The organism is Kribbella steppae, from assembly GCF_004342025.1.
Taxonomy (GTDB): domain Bacteria; phylum Actinomycetota; class Actinomycetes; order Propionibacteriales; family Kribbellaceae; genus Kribbella; species Kribbella steppae.
Genome location: NZ_SLWN01000011.1, coordinates 211193 through 235658, shown reverse-complemented (window position 1 = coordinate 235658; position 24466 = coordinate 211193). Strand labels below are relative to the sequence as shown.

The window sequence follows — 24466 nt, the reverse complement described above, 5'->3', positions numbered from 1 at the left end:
GCCCGGCCCTCTCGGCTGATGAGCCGGCGCCCATTGTCCACAGCCTGGGGGATGAGGCAACACGAGCGTCACAGGAGCCCACTAGGATGGCCGGGTCCGGTCGGAAATCAGCCGGTCATCCCGCGAAACCATTGGATCAGTTCATGCCTTCGATTACCCGCGAAGAGGTCGCGCACCTGGCGCGACTGGCGCGGATCGAGCTCACCGACGCCGAGCTCGACCACCTCGCACCGCAGCTCGACCAGATCATCACCCTGGTCGGGCAGGTCAGCCAGGTGGCCGCTGACGACATCCCGCCGACCTCGCACGCCCTGCCGCTCACCAACGTGATGCGCGAGGACGTGAATGTGCCGTGCCTCACGCCGGAGCAGGCGCTGTCCGGCGCGCCGGCCGCGGAGGAGCAGCGATTCCGGGTGCCGCGGATCCTGGAGGAGGACTGATGGGTGACCTGACGCGTAAGACCGCGGTCGAGCTTTCGGAGCTGATGACGTCCGGTCAGGCCAGCTCGGTGGAGATCACCCAGGCCCACCTGGACCGGATCGCCGCCGTCGACGACTCGGTGCGGGCGTTCCTGCACGTCGACACCGAGGGCGCGCTGGCCCAGGCCGCCGAGGTGGACAAGAAGCGTGTGGCGGGGGAGAAGCTCGGCCCGCTCGCCGGTGTCCCGCTGGCGCTGAAGGACGTGCTCACCCAGGAGGGTGTGCCGACCACGGCCGGCTCGAAGATCCTCGAGGGCTGGAAGCCGCCGTACGACTCGACCGTGGTCAAGCGGTTGAAGGCGGCCGGCATCGTCATCCTCGGCAAGACCAACATGGACGAGTTCGCGATGGGCTCCTCGACGGAGAACTCGGCGTACGGCACCACCCACAACCCGTGGGACCTGGGCCGCATCCCGGGTGGTTCCGGTGGTGGCTCCTCGGCGGCGATCTCGGCCTACGAGGCACCGCTCGCGATCGGCACCGACACCGGCGGCTCGATCCGTCAGCCCGGCGCGTTCACCGGCACGGTCGGCGTCAAGCCGACGTACGGCGGGACGTCGCGGTACGGACTGATCGCGCTGGCCTCGAGCCTGGACACGCCCGGCCCGTGTGCGCGGACGACGCTCGACACCGCCCTGCTGCACGAGGCGATCGCCGGGTACGACCCGCTGGACTCCACCTCGATCAACCAGGACGTCCCGCCGGTGGTCGAGGCGGCCCGGCGCGCGGATGTGAACGGGCTGCGGATCGGTGTGGTCAAGGAGCTCGGCGGCGAGGGATACCAGCCTGGTGTCGAGGCACGCTTCCACGAGTCGGTCGAGCTGCTCACCAAGCTCGGTGCCGAGGTGGTCGAGGTGTCCTGCCCGCACTTCGAGTACGCGCTGCCGGCGTACTACCTGATCCTGCCGAGCGAGGCGTCGTCCAACCTGGCCAAGTTCGACGCGATGCGGTACGGGCTGCGCGTCGGCGACGACGGCGAGAACAGCGCGGAGAAGGTGATGAGCATGACCCGCGAGGCGGGCTTCGGCGACGAGGTCAAGCGCCGCATCATGCTCGGCACGCACGCACTGTCCAGCGGGTACTACGACGCGTACTACGGCCAGGCGCAGAAGGTGCGGACGCTGATCCAGCGTGACTTCGCCAACGCCTACGAGCAGGTCGACGTACTGGTGTCGCCGGCCACGCCGACGACCGCGTTCCCGATCGGCGACCGCGCCGATGACCCGATCGCGATGTACAAGAACGACCTCTGCACGATCCCGGTCAACCTGGCCGGCAACGCGGCCGCGTCGTTCCCGTGCGGCCTGGCCGACGAGGACAACCTCCCGGTCGGCTTCCACGTGATGGCCCCGGTGATGCGCGACGACCTGCTGTACCAGGTCGGTTCCGCGCTCGAGGCCGCCCTGGCCGAGCAGTGGGGTGGCGTTCTGATGGCACAGGCTCCGGAGCTGGAGGTGACCCGATGACTGCCGACGTGCTTGAGATCGACGACGCACTGGCACAATTCGACCCGGTGATGGGCCTCGAGGTCCACGTCGAGCTGAACACGAAGTCGAAGATGTTCTGCGGCTGCCCGACCGAGTTCGGCGCCCCGCCGAACACGCAGACCTGCCCGGTCTGCCTCGGCCTGCCGGGTGCGTTGCCGGTGGTGAACGCCCGGGCGGTCGAGTCCGCGATCAAGATCGGCCTGGCGCTGAACTGCGAGATCGCCGAGTGGTGCCGGTTCGCCCGGAAGAACTACTTCTACCCGGACATGCCGAAGAACTTCCAGACCTCCCAGTACGACGAGCCGATCGCGTACAACGGGTGGACCGAAGTGGTGGTCGACGGCGAGACGTACCGGATCGAGATCGAGCGCGCCCACATGGAGGAGGACACCGGCAAGTCCACCCACGTCGGCGGCGCGACCGGTCGGATCCACGGTGCGTCGCACTCGTTGGTCGACTACAACCGGGCCGGTATCCCGCTGATCGAGATCGTCACCAAGACGATCGAGGTGCCGGCCGAGAAGGCCGCCGCGGTGGCGCGGGCGTACGTGAGCATGCTGCGGGATCTGCTGCTCGCGCTCGGCGTCTCCGACGTCCGGATGGACCAGGGCTCGCTGCGGTGCGACGCGAACGTCTCGCTCAAGCCCAAGGGGTCGTCGGTGCTGGGGACGCGAACCGAGACGAAGAACGTGAACTCGTTCCGCTCGGTCGAGCGCGCCATCACCTACGAGATCACCCGGCAGGCTGCCGTCCTGGTCGCCGGTGGCAAGGTCCTGCAGGAGACCCGGCACTGGCACGAGGACACCGGGATCACCACGTCCGGCCGGGAGAAGTCGGACGCGGACGACTACCGGTACTTCCCGGAGCCTGACCTCGTTCCGGTCGCTCCGTCCCGCGACTGGGTCGAGGAGATCCGCTCTTCGTTGCCGGAGGCACCTTCCCTGCGCCGGGTCCGGCTGCAGGAGGACTGGGGCTTCACCGACCTGGAGATGCGCGACGTCATCAACGGCAACGCGCTGGAGCCGATCGTGGCGACGGTCGAGCTCGGGGTGACGCCGGCCGCGGCGAAGAAGTGGTGGCTGGGCGAACTGGCCCGGGCGGCGAACGAGTCAGGTCAGGATCTCGACGCGCTCGGTGTCGGCCCGGCGCAGGTCGCCGAGGTGCAGAAGCTCGTCGATGACGGCAAGCTCAACGACAAGCTCGCACGTCAGGTCTTCGACGGCCTGATCAAGGGTGAGGGTTCGCCGGCCGAGATCATCAAGGCCCGTGGCCTGGAGCTGGTCTCGGACGACTCCGCCCTGATCGACGCCATCGACCGGGCGATTGCCGCCAACCCGGACGTGGTCGAGAAGGTCAACTCCGGCAAGCCGGCCGCCGCCGGCGCCCTCATCGGCGCCGTCATGAAGGACATGCGAGGCCAAGCAGACGCGGCCAAGGTCCGCGAACTGCTGAACGCCAGGCTCGGAATCTGAGCGAGGTCCAGGCCAGCCGAAGCGGCTGGCCTGGACCTGACCTCAGGCTGCGTCTCTGTGGGCGGGCTTCTCCGGGGGAGCGTCGGCGATCGCCTGGCGTTCGACCCGGCCGTCGTCCACGTCGTCGGCGTCGGCCAGCAGAGTCTGGGCGACCGAGAGTTCCTCGTCCGGGCAGCGGATCTCGAAGCGGGTCGGCACCACCTCGGTCGCGACTACGTCCGGCCGGTTGCGAATCAGGCCGCGGAACAGACCCCACAACGTCCCGAGCAGGACGCCGTACACGAAGCCCCAGACGACCACGGCGAGTCCGGTCAGGCTGGTCTCGGCCACCAATGTCACGAACACACCGGCCAGCAACCCGAGCACCGCGCCCTGCGCCGCACCGATCGCGGTCAGCTTGGCGACCGGGACTCCCTGCCGTTTTCGCGCCTGCCGGAGGTCGGCGCCGACGATGCTCAACGACCCGGCGTCCATCCCGTAACTTCGCAGATAATCCACTGTCCGCTGAGCATTCTCGAGAGTGCTCACCGAAGCGATCACACCGCTGGGAACGACGGGCGCCTGATCGGGCCGCATCACCAACTCCTCCCTGAGAGCATGGGTGTCTGGGGTCTCCTCCACTAGTACCAGACGGCCCATAACCTCAAACGGTTGGCGACAGTCAGCGGCTGATGGTGACGCGAAGGATGCGGTCGTCGCCGTTGCGGGTGTCGCCTCGGCCGTCGGTGTTCGACGTGGTCAGCCACAGCGATCCGTCCGGCGCGGCCTCGACCGTCCGCAGCCGGCCGAACTCGTTGGTGAAGAACGCCTGCGGCTCACCCGTCCGCTTGCCCCCGGCAACCGGAATCGCCCACAACCGCTCACCCCGCAGCGATGCCATGAACACGTGCCCCTGGGCGAATGCGATCCCCGACGGCGACGCGTCACCTGTGCGCCACTGCGCGATCGGGTCCGTCATCCCGTCCAGCCCTTCGACCCCCTCCGCGGCCGGCCAGCCGTAGTTCGCACCGGAGGTGATCGCGTTCAGCTCGTCCCACGTGTTCTGCCCGAACTCGGCGGCGTACAACTGATTCCTGTCGAAGGCGAGCCCCTGGACGTTGCGGTGACCCTTGGAGAACCACGGCCGCCCGCCCGGGTTGCCCGGCGCGGCCTTGCCGTCGGTCGTGATGCGCAGGATCTTCCCGCCCAGCGACCCGTCGTCCTGCGAGTTCGGCCGGTCGCCGCCGTCGCCGGTGCCGGCGTAGAGGAAGCCGTCCGGACCGAACCGGAGCCGCCCGCCGTTGTGGATCGACGCCTGCGGGATCCCGTCCAGGATCACCTGCTGGTCGCTGAGCCGGTTGTCCCGGTAGGTCAGCCGGGCGATCCGGTTGTCGTCGCCGGCGCTGTAGTACGCGTAGATGTACGGGCGGCTCGGGTACTGCGGGTCGACCGCCAGTCCGAGGAGTCCGCCTTCCGACGACGGGTCCACGTCATCGACCTCACCGACCTCGGTCACCCGGCCGCCGGCGATCCGCTTGATCTTCGTCGAGTCGCGCTCACTCACCAGCGCGCTCTGGTCGGGCAGGAACGCCAACCCCCACGGCACCTCGATCCCGGTCGCCACAGTCGACGCCACGGTCAGCTTCACCGGTCCAGCGGGAGCGGTGGTCGCCGGCGCCGCCGACGTCGGACGAGAGTTCGTCGGGCTAGGCGTCGAACTGGGAGTCGAGCTGGGACTCGTTGCCGACGTCCCCGAACCGGAGGGCTCCCCGCCGTCGCCGGAGCATGCAGCAGCGAGCGCGAGCGCGGTGACAACGACCGCGGTGCGAGACCCCTGCCTGACCATCGTCTTGACCACGCCATCTCCTCGGCTCGATGCGTGCCTCCAAACTAGCGGCTCACACCAGCCCGTACGGCGGGAATCACCCGGCCCGCGATCAGTTCGAGTGACCGCATCGCGGCGTCATGCGAGAGCGTGGGCAACCGGAGCCAGTGGGCGAAGTGGACGAACCGGGTGGCCTCGTGCACGGCGATCAACCGGGCGGCGACGTCTTCCGGCGTACCGACGAGATAGTCCTCGCGGTTCAGGGCCGGCGGTTCGGTCCCGCCGTACGACGCGATTTCGCCTTCCAGGTAAGCAATTCCCGGCGCGGCGTCGGCCCAGGCGCGATCCGCGTCCTCGTCGACGTGCATGATCCCGGTGCAGATCAGCGGCGGTGGATTGTCAACAACCTCGTCCAGGAGCTTCCGCCGGGCGATCAGGTCGGCCGGGGTCGCGCAGTAGATGATCACGCCGTCGCCCAGCCGCGCGGCCCGCCGCAGCCCCGCCGCGGTCACGCCCGCGACGTAGATCGGGATCTTGCCGCGCGGCCGCGGGGCCACCTCCGACCACGCCGAACGGATGACCCGCACGCCCTCCTCGAGCAGCGCCCCGCGCCGCCGCCGGTCGACCCCGAACGCGGCGAACTCCCGCTCCGAGTACCCCTGCCCAACGCCGAGTGTCAGCCGCCCGCCCGACACCAGGTCGACCACAGCCGCGTCCTCCGCGACCCGCAACGGATGATGCAGCGGCAACACCAAGATGTTCGTCCCGACCCGGATCCGCGAGGTCCGCGCCGCGAGCACCCCGGCCATCACGAGCGGCGACGGCAGCATCCCGTCCCCGGTCAGGTGATGCTCGGACAACCACACCCCGTCGAAGCCCAACCGGTCGGCGACGACCACCTCGTCAACCCGCTCCCCGCCGTACCCCTCCTCCCGGACATCCATCAACACCCCGAACTCGATCTCCATCCCACCCACCCTCACCTGGCGGCAGACCGACGTCCAATGCCGACTCCGCGCACCTTCCATGCGCGGTGGGCATGGATCAGCTGAGCCAGGTGGGGCGGAGCGGGAAGTGGGCGTCGGCCTCGTTGTCCAACTTCACCGCCAGGATCTGGTGGAGCTGGGTGGTGTTGCGTTCGAAGCCGACCCGGCAGGCGGCCAGGTAGAGGCCCCAGATCTTGGCGGTGGGGTAGCCGACCTCGGCGACCGCCTCGTCCCAGTGGGCGACCAGATTGTCCGACCAGGCCCCGAGGGTGAGCGCGTAGTGCTCGCGCAGGTTCTCCTCGTGCCGGACCTCGAAGCCGGCGTCCTGGGCCTCGGCGATGATCCGGCCGGAGCCGATCAGCTCGCCGTCGGGGAAGATGTAGCGGTCGATGAACGCGCCGGTCGAGCGGTACCGGTTGTCCGGCCGGGTGATGCTGTGGTTGAGCAGCCGGCCGCCCGGCTTCAGCCGGTCCAGCAGGAAACCGAAGTACGACGGGTAGTTGCGCACCCCGATGTGTTCGGTCAGGCCGATCGAGCTGATCGCGTCGAAGTCGCGCTCGGCCACGTCGCGGTAGTCCAGGAAGCGCACCTCGGCGCGGTCCTCCAGACCCTCGCGTTTGATCGCCTCGGTCGCCCACTCCGCCTGGGCCGACGACAACGTGACGCCGAGCGCCTTGACGCCGTACTCGCGGGCCGCGTGCCGGACCATGCCGCCCCAGCCGCAGCCGACGTCGAGAAGTCGTTGCCCTGGGCGCAGATCGAGTTTGCGCGCGACCAGGTCGTACTTCTCCGCCTGCGCCTGCTCGAGAGTGGCGTCCAGCGACGGGTAGACGGCGCACGTGTACGTCATCGACGGGCCGAGGATCCACTCGTAGAACGTGTTCGACACGTCGTAGTGGTGGTGGATGGCCGCCCGGTCCCGGGTCCGCGAGTGCCGCAGCCCTTCGAAGGTACGACGCCACTTCGGCAGGTGCTCCTGCGGCGGTGGAGGCGGCGGCTTCAGGTGGTTCCAGCCCAGCCCGCGGACGATGCGCAAAGCCTCCGCCGGCGTCGGGCGCTCGAAGTGCAGCTGTTTCTGCATCATCTGCATCAGCTCGTAGGGGTTGCCCGGGTGTACGCCGGTGATCTCCAGATCACCCATCACGTAGGCACGGACCAGTCCGAGGTCCCCGGGTGCGGTCAACACGTAGGACAGACCGCGTTCGGAGGCGAGATGCATGTGGATCGGCGAGTCTTCGGGTCCGGTCGCGCTGCCGTCGTACGCCGTGAACCGGAACGGCAGCCCGGCCGGCGTCACAGTTGTCAGCGCCTCCGCGATCGAGACACGGGTCTCGAGGGTTGTCATCGGCGTGTCACCGCCTTCTCGTAGAGCCCGGTGAGCCGGGCATCGGGGTCGTAGCGTTTCTTCACCTCGGTCAGGGCCGGGACGTTGTAGAGCCGGTCGAAGGTGTCTCGGTCGTAGTAAGCGTCGGAGTACAAGGACTTATGCCCGTCGAACTCGGCGACAGCCGCCTCGATCCGGCGGTTGACGTCGCCGTCGGCGGCGCCCGGGGCGATCGGGACGGTTCCCCAGAAGCCGACGTTGACGTAGGTCGTGCCCGGCTCGAGCGGGTACAGCGGCCAGGCCGTCGTACCGCGGAGTCGCAGTGGGCACAGCCAGACCGGGCGCATCCCGACCTCGGTGTCGAACCAGCGCAGGAACGCGGCCAGCCGGGTGACCGGGATCTCGACGTCCTGGACGACGCGTTCGCGATCCGGTTGGCCGCGGCGGCGGTTGAGGCGCGCGGCGAACTGGTGCCGGTTCTCGAAGCCGATGATCTTGTGGAACATGTCGCTGCGCCGCCAGCGTCGGGGCCACAGCCGCCGGACGAGAGGCTTCTGCGCGCCGAAGGCGGCCGAGCACCAGAACCAGTCGGTGTCCCAGCGCCACAGGTAGTCGTGCGCGGTGAGGAAGTCCTTCTGGCGCTGCTGGATCGAGCGGTAGTAGATCTGCTGACCGGTGTAGTCGCTCGTCTTCACCGCGGCGTCGCTGTTGCGGCCGAGCGTCAGGTACGCCTCGGACGGGCTGAACGCGACACCGTCGACGAAGTGCACCGGCTCGCCCTCGTATATGCCGGAGGCAACGATCTCCTCGATCGCCGGAGCCAGCCGGTCGAGTCCGAGCCGGACATGCCGGAGGGCGACGTACGGCGAGATGCGGTCGAGCTCGATCCTCAGCCGGGTCGCGTAGCCGAGTGTGCCGTAGGAGTTGGGGAACGTGCGGAACAGCTCCGCGTGCTCACCCTCGGGCCGGGCGGTGACGATGTCACCGGCGCCGGTGAGGATGTCGAGTTCGAGGACGGATTCGTGCGGCAGACCGGCCCGGAACGACGAGGACTCGATACCGAGTCCGGTCACCGCGCCGCCGAGGGTGATCGTCTTCAGTTGGGGCACGACCATCGGCGTCAGGCCGTGCGGGAGGGTCGCGGCGACGAGGTCCTCATAGGTGCACATGCCCTGGACGTCGGCCGTCCGGGCCGCCGCGTCGACGCTGATCACCCCGGTCAGTCCCGACACGTCGAGACCCGGCCGCTCGGTCTCCGCCCGCGGCCGGAACAGATTCGAACTGCGCTTCGCCAGCCGCACCGGCTCCCCGGGCGGGATGAGCTGGTACGACGAACGCAGCCGCCCCACGGCCTGATCATGATCAACGGTCGCAGCCAGATCCGATGTCGAAGGCACCGATCCAATGTACGACGAACCTGTGGACGGCGGGATGAAAATTGTCCGGCCGGGCGAGTAGGTTCGGGGCATGGCTGATCAGGTGTTGGCGTGGCTGCCGTGGGAGGACGCGGAAAGCACCCTCGGTGGCGTGCCCGCTGGGCTCGACGTGGAGTGGTACGCGGGTGGTGACCGGCCGGGGTCGCTCGACCAGGTGGAGTTCTATGTTCCTGCGTACATGGGCGGCTCCGACGTGGTCGAGGTCGTCCGCGACATGCCTTCGCTGAAGGTGGTGCAACTGCAGACGGCCGGCTATGAGAACGTGCTGCCGCATCTGGCCGAGGGCGTCACCTTGTGCAACGCCCGCGGCGTCCATGACGCATCGACTGCCGAGCTCGCGGTCGGCCTGATTCTGGCGTCGTACCGGCGGCTGCCGCGTGCCGTGCGGAACCAGGATCAGCAGCTCTGGCCCGCGTCGTACGACGAAATGGACGATTCGCTCGCGGATCGCACGGTGCTGATCCTCGGGTACGGGTCGATCGGCGAGGCCCTGGAGCGGCGGCTGACCGGGTTCGAGTGCGAGATCATCCGGGTTGCGCGGCGGGAGCGGGAGGGCGTGCACCCGATCACCGAGCTGCCCGAGTTGCTGCCGCTGGCCGACGTCATCGTGCTGCTGACCCCGGCGACGGCCGAGACACGGGGGCTGGTGGACACCAAGTTCCTGGCCCAGCTGAAGGACGGCGCGCTGCTGGTGAACGTCGCGCGCGGTGTCGTCGTGGACACCGACGCATTACTGACCGAGCTGGCCGGCGGTCGGATCCGCGCCGCGCTGGACGTGACCGATCCCGAGCCGTTGCCCGCCGGACACCCGCTGTGGTCTGCTCCGAACGTGCTGGTCAACCCGCACCGCGGGGGTGCCTCGACGGCCTTCGGGCCGCGGGTGGCCCGGTTGGTGCGCGCGCAACTGGAGCGGTTCGCGGCGGGGCAACCATTGATCAACGTGGTGGGGGGTCCACCGCGGTAAAGGAGGACAAGGATGTCCGAGACCGTACTGCTGATCGGAACCAAGAAAGGGCTCTGGATCGGCCGGAGTGACGCTGCGCGCCGGGAGTGGACCCTTGACGGCCCGGTGCCACAGTTCGAGATGCAGGGTGTGTACGCGGTCGGGATCGACACGCGCGGTGACCAGCCACGCGTGTTCGTCGGCGGGACGAGTGAGCACTGGGGGCCGGCGGTCTTCCACTCCGACGACCTCGGCAAGACCTGGGCCGAGCCACCGGAGGGCTCGATCGGGTTCCCCAAGGACGCCGAGACATCGCTCGAGCGGGTCTGGCAGATCCAGCCCGGGCCGGCTGATCAGCCTGGCGTCGTGTACGCAGGGTCGGAGCCGTCGGCGCTGTGGAAGTCCACCGACGGGGGAGTGACGTTCGAGCTGGTCCGCGGCCTGTGGGACCACCCGCATCGCAAGGAGTGGGGTGCCGGCTTCGGCGGTCAGGCGATCCACACCGTGTTGCCGCATCCGACCGATCCCGACCGGGTGAGCGTCGCGATGTCGACCGGCGGGGTGTACCGGACGACCGACGGCGGCGAGTCGTGGTCCCCGGCCAACCAGGGGATCAAGGCCTACTTCTTCCCCGATCCGTACCCGGAGTTCGGTCAATGCGTGCACAAGATGGCCGCGCATCCCGACGTACCGGACCGGATGTTCGCGCAGAACCATCACGGTGTCTACCGATCCGACGACGGCGGGGCGATCTGGAAGTCGATCGCGGACGGGCTGCCGTCGGACTTCGGGTTCCCGATCGCGGTGCACCCGCACGAGCCTGAGACCGTGTACGTCTTCCCGCTGGTCGCCGACGGGAACCGGATCCCCACCGACGCGAAGTGCCGGGTCTACCGCTCCCGCGACGCCGGGTCCACCTGGGAGGCGCTGACAGCTGGGTTGCCCGACGTACCGTCGTACGCACCGGTCCTCCGGGACGCGATGTGCACGGACTCGGCCAAGTCCGCCGGTGTGTATCTGGGCACTCGTGACGGCTGCGTCTACGCCAGCGCGGACGCGGGCGACACCTGGACCGAGGTCGCGCGGCACCTCCCGGACGTGCTGACCGTCCGCGCTGCCGTAGTGGGCTGAGATGGCGATCGGGGTCAAGCTGCCGACCGTGCTCAGACCGTTCGCGGGCGGTGCCGAGCGGGTCGAAGTCGACGGAGCCACCGTCGGCGAGGCCGTCGCCGCCCTGGACCCGGTCCTCCGGCGACGCCTGACCGACGAACAGGGCGCCGTACGGCGGCACGTCAACATCTACCTGGGCAACGACAACATCCGCGACCTGGACGGTCTCGGTACGACGCTCAAGGACGGCGACGAACTGATGATCCTGCCAAGCGTGGCGGGCGGCTGAGGACCGCGGTGCCGTTGCCTCGGGCACCTTCCGCCTCAGTGCCGGAACAACCGCACCCCGGTCTGCGACAAGCTGATCCCCAGCTCGGCACACGCGGCGACGACCTCGGCCGAGCGGATCGAGCCACCCGGCTCGGCAAGGTAACGAACCCCGTGCCGGTGAGCCTCGGCGATGTTGTCGACGAACGGGATCGCCCCGTCCGACACCATCGCGACCTCTGTCAGCTCTTCCGCCGAACGCCGAGCCCACCACTCTGCGGCCTTCTCACCCGCCAGCCGGGTGCAGTCGATCCGCGACTGCTGCCCGGCACCGATGCCGATCGCCATCCCGTCCTTGACCATTGCGACCGTGTTCGACTGCGTGTACCGCGCGACGACCAGCCCCAGCAGAAGATCCCGTGCCGCACTGTCCGGCAGTTCGGGGTCCAGCAGCGAGCGGTCCAGCGGCACGTCATCACGCTCCTGCGTCAGCCGGACGCCGTACACCTCGCGGACCTCGACAGCAGGCGGCTGATATCCAGGATCCGCTTCGAGCACCAGGAACGCGCCACGCTTCTTGCTGGCCAGTACGCCGACCACACCCTCGTCGTACCCGGGAGCGATGATGCCGTCGCAGACAAGCCGCTTCAGCCGGTCCGCGAGCTCCGCGTCGACCGGGTGCGACACTGCAACGAAATCGCCGTACGACGACTTGGGATCGGCATCCCGCGCCCGCCCATACGCACTGGCCACCGTGTCAGCAACCGCGGCGCCGGCAGGGGACACGTGCTTGAACGACGCCGCCGCCGGCAGACCGAGGAGACCTGAGGCCTCACGGACCAACTGCCAGCCGGCCAGACCATCGAGCACATTGATGTACGACGGCGCGCCGCTGACCACCGTGAACGGCCACCGATCCAGCGCCGTGATCGACGCGGACTGATGGGGATTCATGCCATAGCGCAACTGCATCGGGCAACCTCCGAGAAGTCGGAGGCGCCCAGGCGGACGACGCCTTGTGTGTCAGCCGCTCCACGGTGGTGCTCCACCCTCGCCAGTCGCGGTTCGGTGCGAGCCTATTGCACGAAGGTGCAAACCTGGTCCGGACGGCCGCGATCCGGCCTAGCATCGCGCGTATGGGGATCTTTTCGCGGAAGCAGCCGGCGGGAGTGGCGACGGCGGGGCTTCGGCTGGATCAGGCATGGGCCGATCCGGAGCTCGATGCCGCGTACGCCGCGGTGCGTGGGGGCGATCTGTCGACCGGGGCCGAGCTGCTCAAGGCGTCGTCGCAGAACACCGATCGGCGGTCGTTCCGGGCGATGGGGCTTGGGAAGGCGGCCATCGGGCACAGCGAGCAACTGGAGTTGCGGCTGGAGGCTGTGCCGGGTGACCCAGACCTGCTGCTGTGGCTCGGGCAGACGCTGGTGTTCGAGGCCTGGGAGGTGCGCACCGGCGCGTCGGCGGAGCAGGTCACCGAGCAGCGGTTCGCGACCTTCCACGACATCCTCCGTACGGCGGCCGAGGTGCTGGACTACGGCATCGCCGCAGCACCCGACGACGCCGCACCGTGGGAGGTGCTGCAGTGGGTGGCGATCGGACTGCAGGCGTCGATGGACGACAAGAACGACATCTTCCGCTCTGCGATGGAGCGTCACCCGGCCGGCTACCAGGCGCACAGCGGCCGGGTGCATGCGCTGGCTCCGAAGTGGTCGGGCCTCGACATCGCCCAGATCGTCCGCTTCGGCGACCAGACGCTGGCGAATGCGCAGCCCGGCAGCGCACTGTGTGCGGTTGCAGGCATGGTGGCCAACGAGGTGTGGCTCGACGTACTGTCCGACGGCGAGTTGACGAAGCTGCAGCGGGGTGCGCGCTACACGCGTGAGATCAGCAACCGGAAGGACGCCCTGCTCGCCGCCCGCGCCAAGTGGCAGGTACCCGGCCGCGAGCCCGAGGCGGCGGACATCTCAGCCCACGGCACGATGGCATTCGCCCTCAAGACCGTCGGCGCGAAGGCCGCCGCGATGGAACAGGCCGCGCTGACCCAAGGCCGGATCGAAAGCGTGCCCTGGGGCTACATCAACGCCCCCGACGCACTCACCGCCTTCGCCGCCGCTGTCACCAAGCAGATGGCCTAACGCCAGGTCGGTCATAGAGTGGGCCCATGGTCGATGTGAAGCCACGCAGCCGGACAGTGACCGACGGACTCGAGGCGACCGCGTCGCGCGGCATGCTCCGGGCGGTCGGGATGGGCGACGACGACTGGGCGAAACCGCAGGTCGGAGTCGCGTCGAGCTGGAACGAGATCACCCCGTGCAACCTGTCCCTGGATCGGCTCGCGAAGGCGGTCAAGGAAGGTGTGCACGCGGCCGGCGGGTACCCGCTGGAATTCGGCACCATCAGCGTCTCCGACGGCATCTCGATGGGCCACGTCGGCATGCACTACTCACTCGTCAGCCGCGAGATCATCGCCGACTCGGTCGAGACGGTGATGGAGGCCGAGCGGCTGGACGGTTCGGTGCTGCTGGCCGGCTGCGACAAGTCGCTGCCCGGAATGCTGATGGCCGCGGCCCGGCTCGACCTCGCATCGGTCTTTCTGTACGCCGGTTCGATCATGCCCGGCCGGCTCGGCGACAAGGACGTCACGATCATCGACGCCTTCGAGGCGGTCGGTGCCTGCGTCCGCGGCCTGATCACCCAGGAGGAGGTCGACGCGGTCGAGCGGGCGATCTGCCCGGGTGAAGGCGCCTGTGGCGGGATGTACACGGCCAACACGATGGCCGCCTCCGCCGAGGCGCTCGGAATGTCTCTACCGGGTTCGGCCGCGCCGCCAGCGGTGGACCGCCGCCGCGACGGGTACGCCCGCAAGTCCGGCGAGGCGGTCGTCGGCCTGCTCCGCAACGGCATCACGGCCCGTCAGATCCTGACCAAAGAAGCCTTCGAGAACGCGATCGCCGTGGTGATGGCGCTCGGCGGCTCGACGAACGCCGTACTGCATTTGCTCGCGATCGCGCGGGAGGCCGAGGTCGACCTGACGCTGGCCGACTTCAACCGGATCGGCGACAAGGTGCCGCACCTCGGTGACCTCAAGCCGTTCGGCCGGTACGTGATGACGGATGTCGACCGGGTCGGCGGCATCCCGGTGGTGATGCGGTCGCTGCTCGACGCCGGCCTGCTGCACGGCGACTGCCTGACCGTGACCGGCAAGACGATGGCCGAGAATCTCGCCGACATCGCGCCGCCCGATGTCGACGGCGTGATCATCCGTGCGCTGGACAAGCCGATCCACGGCACTGGCGGGATCACCATCCTGCACGGCTCGCTCGCGCCCGAGGGTGCGGTGGTGAAGAGCGCCGGCTTCGACTCGGACGTGTTCGAGGGCACCGCGCGCGTGTTCGACGGCGAGCGGGGCGCGATGGACGCGGTCGAGGACGGCTCGATGAAGGCCGGCGACGTCGTGGTGATCAGGTACGAGGGCCCGAAGGGCGGCCCGGGGATGCGCGAGATGCTCGCGGTCACCGGCGCGATCAAGGGCGCCGGCCTGGGCAAGGACGTCCTGCTTCTCACCGACGGAAGGTTCTCCGGCGGTACGACGGGACTCTGCGTCGGCCACGTCGCACCGGAGGCCGTGGACGGCGGCCCGATCGCGTTCGTCCGGGACGGCGACCGCATCACCCTCGACGTCAAGAACCGCACCCTCGACCTCCACGTCACCCCCGAGGAACTCGAGAATCGCCGCACCGGCTGGACCCCCAAGTCCCCGAGCATCACCAAAGGCGTCCTCGGCAAGTACACCCGCCTGGTCCGCTCAGCCTCCGAGGGTGCGGTCTGTATCTAGGCACCCGTGGACGACTGGAGATCGACATGAGCGACTGGAACGCGAGCACCATCGCGGAGTTCCGAGCGAACGAGGGCAGGGTCGGCGGGAACTTCGAAGGCGCTCCGATGGTCCTGTTGCACCACCGCGGCCGCACAAGCGGCCGGGAGTACGTCAATCCGACGATGTATCTCCCACACGAGACCGACCCGGACATCATCTACGTCTTCGCAACCAAGAGTGGAGCACCCACCAACCCGGACTGGTACCGCAACTTGGCTGCCGCCGGTGAGGGCAGCGTCGAACGCGGAACCGAGGCCTACGAGGTGACCGTCCACGAAGTGACCGGCGCTGAACACGACCGCATCTACGCCGAGCAAGCGCGGCACTACCCGTTCTTTGCCGAGTACGCACGCCGGACTGCCGGAGTCCGCATCATTCCCGTGCTCGAACTCAGGCGGGTGTAGCTCACACTCCTTAAGACAGGCATCTCATATCATGAGACCCTCAGGCGCCGAGCTTGACCCGGTCGCAGTGTGTCGGCGAGTGTTGCCACATGCGATCGATTCTCCTCGTACTTGTGCGGCGCGCCGACTGACGCGACCACAGAGTCGAGCGCGCCCCCTTCAGCCCACCCGGCGGAGGGGGCGTTTTTAATGTGCACAGTTGTTGCCAGGGCGACTATCTGCGACCCAGATGTGACCTGAAGACAAACAAGAGCGAGGATGGATCGGTCGCGACAAAGCCAAACGTGACAGGACTAAGGAAGGCACTCATGAGTGAGCAGCTGACCGGGGCACAGGCTCTGATCCGCGCACTGGAACATGCCGGAGTGGACACCGTCTTCGGCATCCCGGGTGGCGCGATCCTCCCGGCGTACGACCCGATGCTCGACTCGACCCAGATCCGCCACATCCTGGTACGTCACGAGCAGGGCGCCGGCCACGCGGCCCAGGGGTACGCCTCGGCGTCCGGCAAGGTCGGCGTCTGCATGGCCACCTCCGGACCCGGCGCGACCAACCTGGTGACGCCGATCGCCGACGCCTACATGGACTCGGTCCCGCTGGTCGCGATCACCGGTCAGGTGGCCAGCGCAGCGATCGGCACGGACGCGTTCCAGGAGGCCGACATCCGCGGCATCACGATGCCGATCACCAAGCACAACTTCCTCGTCAACAACCCGAACGACATCGCCAGCACCGTCGCCGAGGCGTTCCACATCGCGTCGACCGGACGGCCCGGGCCGGTGCTGGTCGACGTGACCAAGGACGCGATGCAGGCGAAGGTCGACTTCCAGTGGCCGACCGAGCTCTCGCTGCCCGGCTACCGGCCGGTGACCCGCCCGCACCCCAAGCAGGTGCGTGAGGCGGCCCGGCTGATCGCGGCCGCCGAGAAGCCGGTCCTGTACGTCGGCGGCGGCGTGATCCGGGCCAAGGCCCACGCCGAGCTGAAGGAACTCGCCGAGCTCCTCGGCCTCCCGGTGGTCACCACGCTGATGGCCCGCGGCGCGCTGCCGGACACGCACGACCTGCACTTCGGCATGCCCGGTATGCACGGCTCGGTCTCCGCGGTCGGGGCCCTCCAGCGCTCCGATCTGCTCATCTGCCTGGGCGCGCGGTTCGACGACCGGGTGACCGGCAAGCTCGACTCGTTCGCGCCCGAGGCGAAGGTGATCCACGCCGACATCGACCCGGCCGAGATCGGCAAGAACCGGGCCGCCGACGTGCCGATCGTGGGCGACTGCAAGGAGGTCATCACCGACCTCATCGGCGCGCTCCGGACCGAGATCGCGAGCTCCGGCCGCACTCCGTCTTACGACACCTGGCGGCACCAGCTCGAGTCGGTCCGGGCGAAGTACCCGGTCGCGTACGACGAGCCCGAGGACGGCACCCTGTCACCGCAGTACGTGATCGAGCGGATCGGCAAGATCGCCGGACCGGACGCCATCTACACCGCGGGCGTCGGCCAGCACCAGATGTGGGCCGCGCACTACCTGCCGTTCGAGAAGCCCGGCCACTGGCTGAACTCCGGTGGCCTCGGCACCATGGGGTACGCCGTGCCGGCCGCGATGGGCGCCAAGGTCGCCCGGCCGGACAAGACCGTCTGGGCGATCGACGGCGACGGCTGCTTCCAGATGACCAACCAGGAGCTCGTCACCTGTGCGCTGGAAGGCATCCCGATCAAGGTTGCCGTGATCAACAACCAGTCGCTGGGCATGGTCCGGCAGTGGCAGACGCTGTTCTACGACAAGCGCTACTCCAACACCGACCTGCACTCGGCCCGGATCCCGGACTTCGCCAAGCTGGCCGAGGCGATGGGCGGCGTCGGGCTGCGCTGCTCCGACCGCGACTCGGTGGACGCGACGATCGAGAAGGCGATGGCGGTCACCGACGCACCGGTGGTGGTCGACTTCGTCGTGCATCGCGACGCGATGGTCTGGCCGATGGTCGCGGCCGGTACCAGCAACGACGACATCCAGATCGCCCGCGACATGGCGCCCGCCTGGGATACCGAGGAGCTGTGATGAGCAAGCACACGTTGTCGATCCTGGTGGAGAACAAGCACGGTGTACTGGCCCGGGTGGCGGCGCTGATCTCGCGGCGCGGGTTCAACATCGATTCCCTCGCGGTCGGTCCGACCGAGCACCCCGAGGTGTCCCGGATGACGATTGCGGTCAGCGTGGACGAGCAGCCGTTGGAGCAGATCACCAAGCAGCTGAACAAGCTGGTGAACGTGATCAAGATCGTCGAACTCGAGCCCAGCCAGACGGTTCAGCGCGAACTGCTGCTGGTGAAGGTCAAGGCGGACACCCTGACCAGGGGACAGGTGCTGGAAACCGTCCAGCTGTTCCGTGCGAAGGTGGTGGACGTGGCTCCGGACGCGATCACGATCGAGGCGACCGGCAATCCCGAGAAACTCGAGGCCATGCTCCGGGTGCTGGAACCCTTCGGCGTCCGCGAGCTGGTGCAGTCCGGCATGGTGGCGATCGGCCGGGGCAGTCGCTCCATCTCCGACCGCACGCTGCGGCCGGTCCCGGTGCCACCGCCGCACGTCGCGACCGGCGCGCCGAACGTCCAGGCGCAACCCGCCGAACGACCCCACCACCCGGTGCCGGCGCCGCCGCCGGGCCGACCGGTGGCCCCCGCCCGCCAGGCCTAGACAGTTTCAAAGACCCAGAACTCAAGGAGAAGAGCTCCAAGTGGCAGCTGAAATGTTCTACGACGACAACGCCGACCTGTCGGTGATCCAGGGCCGGCACGTGGCCGTGCTCGGCTACGGCAGCCAGGGCCACGCCCACGCGCTGTCGCTGCGCGACTCCGGTGTCGACGTCCGCGTCGGTCTGCCGGAGGGCTCCAAGAGCCGGGCCAAGGCCGAGGCCCAGGGGCTGCGGGTGCTCACCCCGGCCGAGGCCTGCGAGGAGGCCGACGTGATCGTCGTCCTCGCGCCGGACCCGGCCCAGCGCAAGCTGTACGCCGAGGCGATCGAGCCGAACCTGGTCGACGGCGACGCGCTGGTCTTCGGTCACGGCTTCAACATCCGGTTCGGCTACATCAAGCCGCCGGCCGGTGTGGACGTGTTCATGGTCGCCCCGAAGGGCCCGGGTCACCTGGTCCGCCGGGAGTACTCCGAGGGTCGCGGCGTACCGGTGCTGGTAGCGGTCGAGCAGGACGCCACCGGCAAGGCCTGGGACCTGGCGCTCGCGTACGCCAAGGGCATCGGCGGCCTGCGGGCCGGCGGGATCAAGACCACGTTCACCGAGGAGACCGAGACCGACCTGTTCGGTGAGCAGGCCGTCCTCTGCGGTGGTGTGTCGGCGCTGATCCAGGCCGGCTTCGAGACGCTGACCGAGGCCGGCTACCAGCCGGAGGTCGCGTACTTCGAGTGCCTGCACGAGCTCAAGCTGATCGTCGACCTGATCTACGAAGGCGGCATCGCCAAGCAGCGCTGGTCGGTGTCCGACACGGCCGAGTACGGCGACTACGTGTCCGGCCCGCGGATCATCGACGCGTCGGTGAAGGCCCGGATGAAGGAGGTCCTCGGCGACATCACCGACGGCACCTTCGCCGCCCGGTTCATCGCCGACCAGGACGCCGGCGCGCCCGAGTTCGCCGAGTTCCGCAAGCAGAGCGAGTCGCACCCGATCGAGGCCGTGGGTAAGGAACTGCGCGGCCTGATGGCGTGGGTCAAGTCGCACGACGAGGACTACGTCGAGGGCACCGCAGCCCGCTGACGGGTCACAAGTTGGGGTCCGGGCCACCCAGGTGGATGGCCCGGACCTCTTCTTTGCCCTGTCTTTGGCACAATCAGTGACGAATCCGGTGCGGGTATGGGGGAGGTGACGGGGTGGTGGAGGACGGCGGGCAACTGCCACGGCCGCCTCGGCGTGTCCCCGCGGGCGCGGCCACGCTCACCCAGCTCCAGACGAGTACGCCGCGGACACCGCCGCCACCGCCGCGCCGGCCGTGGAAGTTCGGCCGGTTCCTGGCCGGGTTCGTCGTCGTCCTGCTGATCCTCGCCGCCGGGGCGAGCGCCGGCTGGTACGTCCGCGCGGAGAGCCTGCGGATCGACACCGAGAAGATCCTCGAGGCGGTCAGACCAGGTGTGGTCCGCGTCCTGGCCACGACCTGCGAGGGGACCGGCGAGGCGAGCGGCGTACTGATCGGTGATGGCCTGATCCTCACCGCCGCCTCCGCCATCAAGCAGCCGCTGTCGATCGCGATCGAGACCGAGGACGGCCGGGTCCGCCGGGCCAACCCGCTCGGCACCAGCGCGGACGGAGTCGCCGTACTGCGCCTGATCGGGCGACTGGACACCGAACCCGTGCCGCTGGCGCCGCCGAACCCCGACCCGAAGGCCGAGCGCGCGCTGCTCGGCTACACCGCGGCAGGGGCCGTGACCTCCCGGTCGGTCGGTACGGAGGAACAGCCGCAGGCGCTCAGCTCCTGGATGAACCAGGCCAAACTCGGCGGCCCGATCATCGACAAGACCGGTCAGGTGGTCGGCCTCGTCACCGGCGACACGGTCCCGGCCAGCACGATCGTGCCGCTGGAGAAGTTGCGGGAGTACGTCGTACCGAACGCCGCCGGCCTCACGCCCGAGGCGGGCGGGACCTGTCAGCGCTCGCGTGGTCCGCAGAACGCGGTGGTCCCGGAGCTGCTCGTCGCGTCGACCCCGCTGGCGGTGGAGTCGCAGAAGCTGCTCGGCAGCTACCTGACCTTGCTGAACCGGCATGATTTCGCCGGGCTGCGCCAGCAGGTGTACTCCCGGCGGTTGCTCCGCGCCTATTCGGAGGAGAAGGACCGCAGCAGCCACGAGACGTCGTACTTCTTCGGCGCCAAGATCACCGAGGTGACCCGGTACGCCGTCGACGGCGCGAACGTCCGGATGACCTTCACGGTGCTGTTCTCGCCGAACGCCAACGGTGCCCAGGGCCAGACCTGCAACCGGCTGGACCTGCGCTACCGGCTCGTCCGCGACAGCGGCCAGCTCCGCCTCGATCAGGGCACCTCGGTCGCCACCGCGCAGAGCTGCGACGCCGACTGACCGGATCCTGGGTGCCTCAGCGCGCCCTGGAGCGACGAGGTACTATCAGTGACAGCGGGCACAGCGCGGTGCTCTGATCTTTCGAGCCCCTACCGCTTCTGCAGGAGACTTCTCCCATGACTGACGTAACCCGGCCCGTCGTCCTGATCGCCGAAGAGCTCAGCCCGGCCACCGTCGAGGCGCTCGGCCCCGATTTCGAGATCCGCCAGATCAACGGCGCCGACCGCGCCGAACTGATCCCGGCCATCGCCGATGTCGACGCCATCCTGATCCGCAGCGCCACCAAGGTGGACGCCGAGGCCCTGGCCGCCGCCAAGCGGCTCAAGGTCGTCGCCCGCGCCGGTGTCGGCCTGGACAACGTGGACGTGAAGGCCGCCACCCAGGCGGGCGTGATGGTGGTCAACGCGCCGACCTCCAACATCGTCAGCGCCGCCGAGCTCGCGGTCGCGCTGCTGCTCGCCGCCGCGCGCCGGGTCCCGGCCGCCGACCAGTCGCTGAAGAACGGCGAGTGGAAGCGCAGCAAGTACTCCGGTGTCGAGCTGTTCGAGAAGACCGTCGGCATCGTCGGCCTGGGCAAGATCGGCGTCCTGGTCGCGCAGCGGCTGGCCGCCTTCGGCATGAACGTGATCGCCTACGACCCGTACGTGCAGGCCGGCCGGGCCGCGCAGATGGGCGTCCGGCTCGCCACCCTCGACGAACTGCTGTCGGTCAGTGACTTCATCTCCGTGCACCTGCCGAAGACCCCGGAGACGATCGGCCTGATTGGCGACGAGCAGCTGCACAAGGTCAAGCCCGAGGTCATCATCGTCAACGCGGCTCGCGGCGGCATCGTCGACGAGCAGGCGCTCTACACCGCACTCAAGGAGGGCCGGGTGGCCGGCGCCGGCCTGGACGTGTTCGCGACCGAGCCGTGCACCGACTCGCCGCTGTTCGAGTTCGAGAACGTGATCGCCACCCCGCACCTGGGCGCCTCCACCGACGAGGCGCAGGAGAAGGCCGGTATCGCGGTCGCCAAGTCGGTCCGCCTCGCCCTGTCCGGTGAGCTGGTCCCGGACGCGGTCAACGTCCAGGGCGGTGTCATCGCCGAGGACGTCCGGCCGGGGATCGCGCTGACCGAGAAGCTCGGCCGCATCTTCACCGCGCTGGCCGGCGGCGTCGCGCAACAGCTCGATGTCGAGGTCCGCGGCGAGATCACCCAGTGGGACGTGAAGGTGCTCGAGCTGGCCGCGCTGAAGGGCGTGTTCGCCGATGTGGTCGAGGACAACGTCTCGTACGTGAACGCCCCGCTGCTGGCGGCCGAGCGCGGCCTCGAGGTCCGTCTCGTCACCGACCACGACAGCCCCGAGCACCGCAACCTGATCACCCTGCGCGGCACGCTGGCCGACGGTGTCCAGGTGTCGGTGAGCGGCACGCTGGTCGGCGTCCGGCAGTCCGAGCGGCTGGTCGAGGTCGACGGGTTCGACGTCGAGATCGAGCTGTCCGCGCACCTGGCCTTCCTCACCTACGAGGACCGCCCGGGCATCGTCGGCCAGATCGGCCGGATCCTCGGCGACGCCGAGGTGAACATCGCCGGCATGCAGGTCAGCCGGGACCGCAAGGGCGGCAAGGCGCTGGTCGCGCTGGCCGTCGACTCCGCGATCGCGACCGGTGTCCTGGACGACATCTCCACGGCCGTGCAGGCGGACACCGCCCGTACCGTGGACCTGGAAGCCTGATTCAGTCCAACGACTGCTTTACTGGAGGCAGTCAGCCGCCCGCAGGCGCATGGCGGCCGACCAGGGCCCGAGCCCAATGGCTCGGGCCCGCCTGCATTCTCAGCGCCGGGTAGCCAGCAGTACGGCGGCGTCGGGGGCGACCATCACCTCGACGGTGGTGAAGCGCGTGTCCATCAGCCACTCCTGCCGCAGCGTGTCGACCCGCCCCTGGTACATCGGTGGCCACACCGCGGACGGCGTGAAGTCGTCCAGTACGACGAAGCCGCCGGGCTCGATCACGTCGGCGATGATGTCGCGGGCGGACAGCTTCGCCTCCCGGGCGTCGACGAACAAGAGGGCGAACGGGCCCCGCTCGATCAGCGCGGTCCAGTCGGCCGAGACGACCTCGATCCGCTCGTCGTCGGCGAACAGCTCCGCCACCACCTTGGCCAGCTGCGGATCGCTCTCCGCGGTGACGATCCGGGTGTTGTCTCCCGCGCCGCTGCGCAACCAGGCCGAGCCGACCCCGCAGCCGGTCCCGAGTTCGCCGAGCAGTCCTGTCCTCGACGCCGCGAGGGTCGCGAGCAACCGGCCGGTCTCGTTCCGGGTCGAGCTGACGAATCCGCGCCGTCCGGACAGGCTGAGGGCCGCCGATACCAGCGGCGGCAGTTCTGGAGGAGCACTCACCGGCTGAGAGTCGCACAGCATCGGCCCAGTCCCAGCACCGACATCTCACATCCCGGGACAAGCTGCCCGCATAGTGGTGAAATAGTCGGACGTCAGAGTAAATTCGGGCCCATCATGCCGCCCGCAACCGTCGGTTCGTCCCGGCGGTTGACGCGACCCACCGGAGTGCAGCATGTATGACATGTACCCAGCCAACTGGCCCGCGATCGACGCCCGGGAGCGGAAGGCGGCCCGGCGCCGCCGTCCGGCCCGCCGTACGTCCGACACCGCACCCGAGGCCAGAGCGGCGCAGGAAGCCATCAACCGTCTCTACAACGGGGGAGAACCCACGAAGTGAGCACCAACAAGACCTTCACGCTGGCCGTAGTCCCCGGTGACGGGATCGGACCCGAGGTGACCACCGAGGCGCTGAAGGTGCTCGATGCGGTCGCCGCGCAGCACGGCGTGACGTTCGAGCGGACCGAGTACGACCTCGGCGCGCGGCGCTGGCACGCGACCGGTGAGACGCTGCCGGACGCCGAGCTGGAGAGCATCCGCGGCCACGACGCGATCCTGCTCGGCGCGATCGGCGACCCGACGGTTCCGTCCGGCACGCTCGAGCGCGGTCTGCTGCTGAAGCTCCGGTTCACCCTCGACCACTACGTCAACCTGCGCCCTTCGAAGATCTACCCGTCCGTCGGCTCGCCGCTGGCGAACCCGGGCGAGGTCGACTTCGTCGTCGTCCGCGAGGGCACCGAGGGCCCGTACGTCGGCAACGGCGGCGCGCTCCGGGTCGGAACGCCGGCCGAGATCGCCACCGAGGTGTCGGTCAACACGGCGTACGGCGTCGAGCGGGTGGTCCGGGACGCGTTCGCCCGGGCCCAGGCGCGGCCGCGCAAGAAGCTCACCCTGGTGCACAAGAACAACGTGCTCGTGTACGCCGGTCACCTGTGGAAGCGGACCGTCGACGCAGTGGCCAAGGAGTTCCCTGAGATCACGGTGGACTACCTGCACGTGGACGCCGCGACCATCTTCCTGGTCACCGACCCGGCCCGCTTCGACGTGATCGTCACCGACAACCTGTTCGGCGACATCATCACCGACCTGGCCGCCGCGATCAGCGGTGGTATCGGGCTGGCCGCCAGCGCGAACATCAACCCGGACCGGACCGCGCCGAGCATGTTCGAGCCGGTGCACGGCTCCGCCCCGGACATCGCCGGCCAGCAGAAGGCGGACCCGACCGCCGCGATCCTGTCTGCCGCGCTGCTGTGCGACCACCTCGGCCTGACCGAGGCCGCGGCCGCGATCGAGGCGGCCGTCACGGCCGATATCGAGGAGCGCACCGGCGCCGCCCGGACCACTGCCGAGATCGGCGACGCGATCGCCAAGCGTGCCCTGGGCTGAAAGGTGGACGCTCGCATGACCACTTGGCCAAGAGGT

The 24466-nt window shown here is 69.1% G+C and carries 23 protein-coding genes and 1 riboswitch; of the genes, 16 read left to right on the top strand and 7 right to left on the bottom strand.

From position 1 onward, the window contains the following. The first annotated feature begins 143 nt into the window (after positions 1 to 143). From gatC to gatB, 3 genes are read left to right on the top strand one after another with little or no spacing between them, the layout of a single operon-like run. Positions 144 to 440, top strand: coding sequence for an Asp-tRNA(Asn)/Glu-tRNA(Gln) amidotransferase subunit GatC (gene gatC / locus EV652_RS30355; RefSeq protein WP_132212685.1), 297 nt, complete (start codon positions 144 to 146; stop codon positions 438 to 440). Next, positions 440 to 1945 (top strand): Asp-tRNA(Asn)/Glu-tRNA(Gln) amidotransferase subunit GatA, encoded by a 1506-nt coding sequence (gene gatA, locus EV652_RS30350; RefSeq protein WP_132212684.1) that lies wholly within the window; start codon positions 440 to 442, stop codon positions 1943 to 1945. The genes gatC and gatA overlap by 1 nt, the downstream gene beginning before the upstream one ends. Further along, complete coding sequence (gatB, locus tag EV652_RS30345; protein WP_132212683.1) at positions 1942 to 3438, top strand: Asp-tRNA(Asn)/Glu-tRNA(Gln) amidotransferase subunit GatB; 1497 nt, start codon at positions 1942 to 1944, stop codon at positions 3436 to 3438. The genes gatA and gatB overlap by 4 nt, the downstream gene beginning before the upstream one ends. A gap of 42 nt (positions 3439 to 3480) precedes the next feature. Here gatB and EV652_RS30340 read toward each other — a convergent pair whose 3' ends face one another. From EV652_RS30340 to EV652_RS30320, 5 genes are all read right to left on the bottom strand, one after another. After that, positions 3481 to 4014: a general stress protein gene (locus tag EV652_RS30340; RefSeq protein ID WP_158441281.1), complete on the bottom strand. Its 534-nt coding sequence runs from the start codon at positions 4012 to 4014 to the stop codon at positions 3481 to 3483. 85 nt (positions 4015 to 4099) lie between these two features. Further along, entirely contained in the window at positions 4100 to 5065 is a 966-nt protein-coding gene (locus EV652_RS30335; RefSeq protein WP_242002100.1) for a PQQ-dependent sugar dehydrogenase, read from the bottom strand. A 242-nt stretch (positions 5066 to 5307) separates the two neighbouring features. Next, complete coding sequence (locus EV652_RS30330; protein WP_158441280.1) at positions 5308 to 6210, bottom strand: LLM class flavin-dependent oxidoreductase; 903 nt, start codon at positions 6208 to 6210, stop codon at positions 5308 to 5310. Between the two features lie 76 nt (positions 6211 to 6286). Next, positions 6287 to 7573, bottom strand: coding sequence for an SAM-dependent methyltransferase (locus tag EV652_RS30325; RefSeq protein ID WP_132212680.1), 1287 nt, complete (start codon positions 7571 to 7573; stop codon positions 6287 to 6289). After that, positions 7570 to 8901 carry an FAD-binding oxidoreductase gene (locus EV652_RS30320; protein ID WP_242002099.1) on the bottom strand — a complete coding sequence of 444 codons (1332 nt, stop codon included), beginning with the start codon at positions 8899 to 8901 and terminating at the stop codon, positions 7570 to 7572. Before EV652_RS30320 ends, EV652_RS30325 begins: the two co-directional genes overlap by 4 nt. 118 nt (positions 8902 to 9019) lie before the next feature. Here EV652_RS30320 and EV652_RS30315 point away from each other — a divergent pair, with 118 nt between their 5' ends. Genes EV652_RS30315 through EV652_RS30305 form a run of 3 tightly spaced genes read left to right on the top strand, consistent with a single transcriptional unit; the run spans position 9020 to position 11330 of the window. Continuing rightward, a complete protein-coding gene (locus tag EV652_RS30315; RefSeq protein WP_132212679.1) occupies positions 9020 to 9952 on the top strand; it encodes a 2-hydroxyacid dehydrogenase in 933 nt (310 codons plus the stop codon). Between the two features lie 12 nt (positions 9953 to 9964). Beyond that, positions 9965 to 11062: a WD40/YVTN/BNR-like repeat-containing protein gene (locus EV652_RS30310; protein ID WP_132212678.1), complete on the top strand. Its 1098-nt coding sequence runs from the start codon at positions 9965 to 9967 to the stop codon at positions 11060 to 11062. A 1-nt stretch (position 11063) separates the two neighbouring features. Continuing rightward, on the top strand, positions 11064 to 11330 hold the full coding sequence (locus EV652_RS30305; protein WP_132212677.1) for a MoaD/ThiS family protein: 267 nt from the start codon (positions 11064 to 11066) through the stop codon (positions 11328 to 11330). Between the two features lie 35 nt (positions 11331 to 11365). Here the strand turns inward: EV652_RS30305 and EV652_RS30300 are convergent, their stop codons facing one another. Continuing rightward, the gene (locus EV652_RS30300; RefSeq protein ID WP_132212676.1) at positions 11366 to 12280 is read right to left on the bottom strand and encodes a 5-aminoimidazole-4-carboxamide ribonucleotide transformylase; all 915 of its coding nucleotides are present in this window, start codon (positions 12278 to 12280) and stop codon (positions 11366 to 11368) included. A 19-nt stretch (positions 12281 to 12299) separates the two neighbouring features. Further along, positions 12300 to 12380, bottom strand: a riboswitch (ZMP/ZTP riboswitch). Positions 12381 to 12444: 64 nt separating this feature from the next. On the opposite strand from EV652_RS30300, the gene EV652_RS30295 reads away from it, so the two are divergent. From EV652_RS30295 to serA, 8 genes are all read left to right on the top strand, one after another. Then, the gene (locus EV652_RS30295) at positions 12445 to 13443 is read left to right on the top strand and encodes a hypothetical protein (RefSeq protein WP_132212675.1); all 999 of its coding nucleotides are present in this window, start codon (positions 12445 to 12447) and stop codon (positions 13441 to 13443) included. Positions 13444 to 13469: 26 nt separating this feature from the next. After that, complete coding sequence (gene ilvD, locus EV652_RS30290; protein ID WP_132212674.1) at positions 13470 to 15143, top strand: dihydroxy-acid dehydratase; 1674 nt, start codon at positions 13470 to 13472, stop codon at positions 15141 to 15143. Positions 15144 to 15169: 26 nt separating this feature from the next. Then, a complete protein-coding gene (locus tag EV652_RS30285; RefSeq protein ID WP_132212673.1) occupies positions 15170 to 15589 on the top strand; it encodes a nitroreductase family deazaflavin-dependent oxidoreductase in 420 nt (139 codons plus the stop codon). Positions 15590 to 15897: 308 nt separating this feature from the next. Continuing rightward, complete coding sequence (locus tag EV652_RS30280; RefSeq protein WP_242002098.1) at positions 15898 to 17646, top strand: acetolactate synthase large subunit; 1749 nt, start codon at positions 15898 to 15900, stop codon at positions 17644 to 17646. Then, a complete protein-coding gene (gene ilvN / locus EV652_RS30275) occupies positions 17646 to 18281 on the top strand; it encodes an acetolactate synthase small subunit (protein ID WP_132212671.1) in 636 nt (211 codons plus the stop codon). Before EV652_RS30280 ends, ilvN begins: the two co-directional genes overlap by 1 nt. A gap of 52 nt (positions 18282 to 18333) precedes the next feature. Next, positions 18334 to 19353 (top strand): ketol-acid reductoisomerase, encoded by a 1020-nt coding sequence (ilvC, locus tag EV652_RS30270; RefSeq protein WP_132212786.1) that lies wholly within the window; start codon positions 18334 to 18336, stop codon positions 19351 to 19353. 113 nt (positions 19354 to 19466) lie between these two features. Beyond that, positions 19467 to 20666, top strand: coding sequence for a S1 family peptidase (locus EV652_RS30265; RefSeq protein ID WP_132212670.1), 1200 nt, complete (start codon positions 19467 to 19469; stop codon positions 20664 to 20666). A 116-nt stretch (positions 20667 to 20782) separates the two neighbouring features. Further along, positions 20783 to 22381 (top strand): phosphoglycerate dehydrogenase, encoded by a 1599-nt coding sequence (gene serA / locus EV652_RS30260; RefSeq protein ID WP_132212669.1) that lies wholly within the window; start codon positions 20783 to 20785, stop codon positions 22379 to 22381. Between the two features lie 99 nt (positions 22382 to 22480). On the opposite strand, the gene EV652_RS30255 is transcribed toward serA, so the two are convergent. Then, entirely contained in the window at positions 22481 to 23047 is a 567-nt protein-coding gene (locus EV652_RS30255) for an O-methyltransferase (RefSeq protein WP_199238472.1), read from the bottom strand. 181 nt (positions 23048 to 23228) lie between these two features. On the opposite strand from EV652_RS30255, the gene EV652_RS44765 reads away from it, so the two are divergent. Next, positions 23229 to 23384 (top strand): hypothetical protein, encoded by a 156-nt coding sequence (locus EV652_RS44765; RefSeq protein WP_199238486.1) that lies wholly within the window; start codon positions 23229 to 23231, stop codon positions 23382 to 23384. Then, positions 23381 to 24430: a 3-isopropylmalate dehydrogenase gene (locus tag EV652_RS30250; RefSeq protein WP_132212667.1), complete on the top strand. Its 1050-nt coding sequence runs from the start codon at positions 23381 to 23383 to the stop codon at positions 24428 to 24430. Before EV652_RS44765 ends, EV652_RS30250 begins: the two co-directional genes overlap by 4 nt. The last annotated feature ends 36 nt before the right edge of the window (positions 24431 to 24466 follow it).

Bases quoted from the DNA above. Each gene is read 5' to 3' on its own strand.
- gatC (WP_132212685.1), top strand. From the start codon at position 144: ATGCCTTCGATTACCCGCGAAGAGGTCGCGCACCTGGCGCGACTGGCG.
- gatA (WP_132212684.1), top strand. From the start codon at position 440: ATGGGTGACCTGACGCGTAAGACCGCGGTCGAGCTTTCGGAGCTGATG.
- gatB (WP_132212683.1), top strand. From the start codon at position 1,942: ATGACTGCCGACGTGCTTGAGATCGACGACGCACTGGCACAATTCGAC.
- EV652_RS30340 (WP_158441281.1), bottom strand. From the start codon at position 4,014: ATGCGGCCCGATCAGGCGCCCGTCGTTCCCAGCGGTGTGATCGCTTCG.
- EV652_RS30330 (WP_158441280.1), bottom strand. From the start codon at position 6,210: ATGGAGATCGAGTTCGGGGTGTTGATGGATGTCCGGGAGGAGGGGTAC.
- EV652_RS30325 (WP_132212680.1), bottom strand. From the start codon at position 7,573: ATGACAACCCTCGAGACCCGTGTCTCGATCGCGGAGGCGCTGACAACT.
- EV652_RS30315 (WP_132212679.1), top strand. From the start codon at position 9,020: ATGGCTGATCAGGTGTTGGCGTGGCTGCCGTGGGAGGACGCGGAAAGC.
- EV652_RS30310 (WP_132212678.1), top strand. From the start codon at position 9,965: ATGTCCGAGACCGTACTGCTGATCGGAACCAAGAAAGGGCTCTGGATC.
- EV652_RS30305 (WP_132212677.1), top strand. From the start codon at position 11,064: ATGGCGATCGGGGTCAAGCTGCCGACCGTGCTCAGACCGTTCGCGGGC.
- EV652_RS30300 (WP_132212676.1), bottom strand. From the start codon at position 12,280: ATGCAGTTGCGCTATGGCATGAATCCCCATCAGTCCGCGTCGATCACG.
- EV652_RS30295 (WP_132212675.1), top strand. From the start codon at position 12,445: ATGGGGATCTTTTCGCGGAAGCAGCCGGCGGGAGTGGCGACGGCGGGG.
- ilvD (WP_132212674.1), top strand. From the start codon at position 13,470: ATGGTCGATGTGAAGCCACGCAGCCGGACAGTGACCGACGGACTCGAG.
- EV652_RS30285 (WP_132212673.1), top strand. From the start codon at position 15,170: ATGAGCGACTGGAACGCGAGCACCATCGCGGAGTTCCGAGCGAACGAG.
- EV652_RS30280 (WP_242002098.1), top strand. From the start codon at position 15,898: ATGAGTGAGCAGCTGACCGGGGCACAGGCTCTGATCCGCGCACTGGAA.
- ilvN (WP_132212671.1), top strand. From the start codon at position 17,646: ATGAGCAAGCACACGTTGTCGATCCTGGTGGAGAACAAGCACGGTGTA.
- ilvC (WP_132212786.1), top strand. From the start codon at position 18,334: ATGTTCTACGACGACAACGCCGACCTGTCGGTGATCCAGGGCCGGCAC.
- serA (WP_132212669.1), top strand. From the start codon at position 20,783: ATGACTGACGTAACCCGGCCCGTCGTCCTGATCGCCGAAGAGCTCAGC.
- EV652_RS44765 (WP_199238486.1), top strand. From the start codon at position 23,229: ATGTACCCAGCCAACTGGCCCGCGATCGACGCCCGGGAGCGGAAGGCG.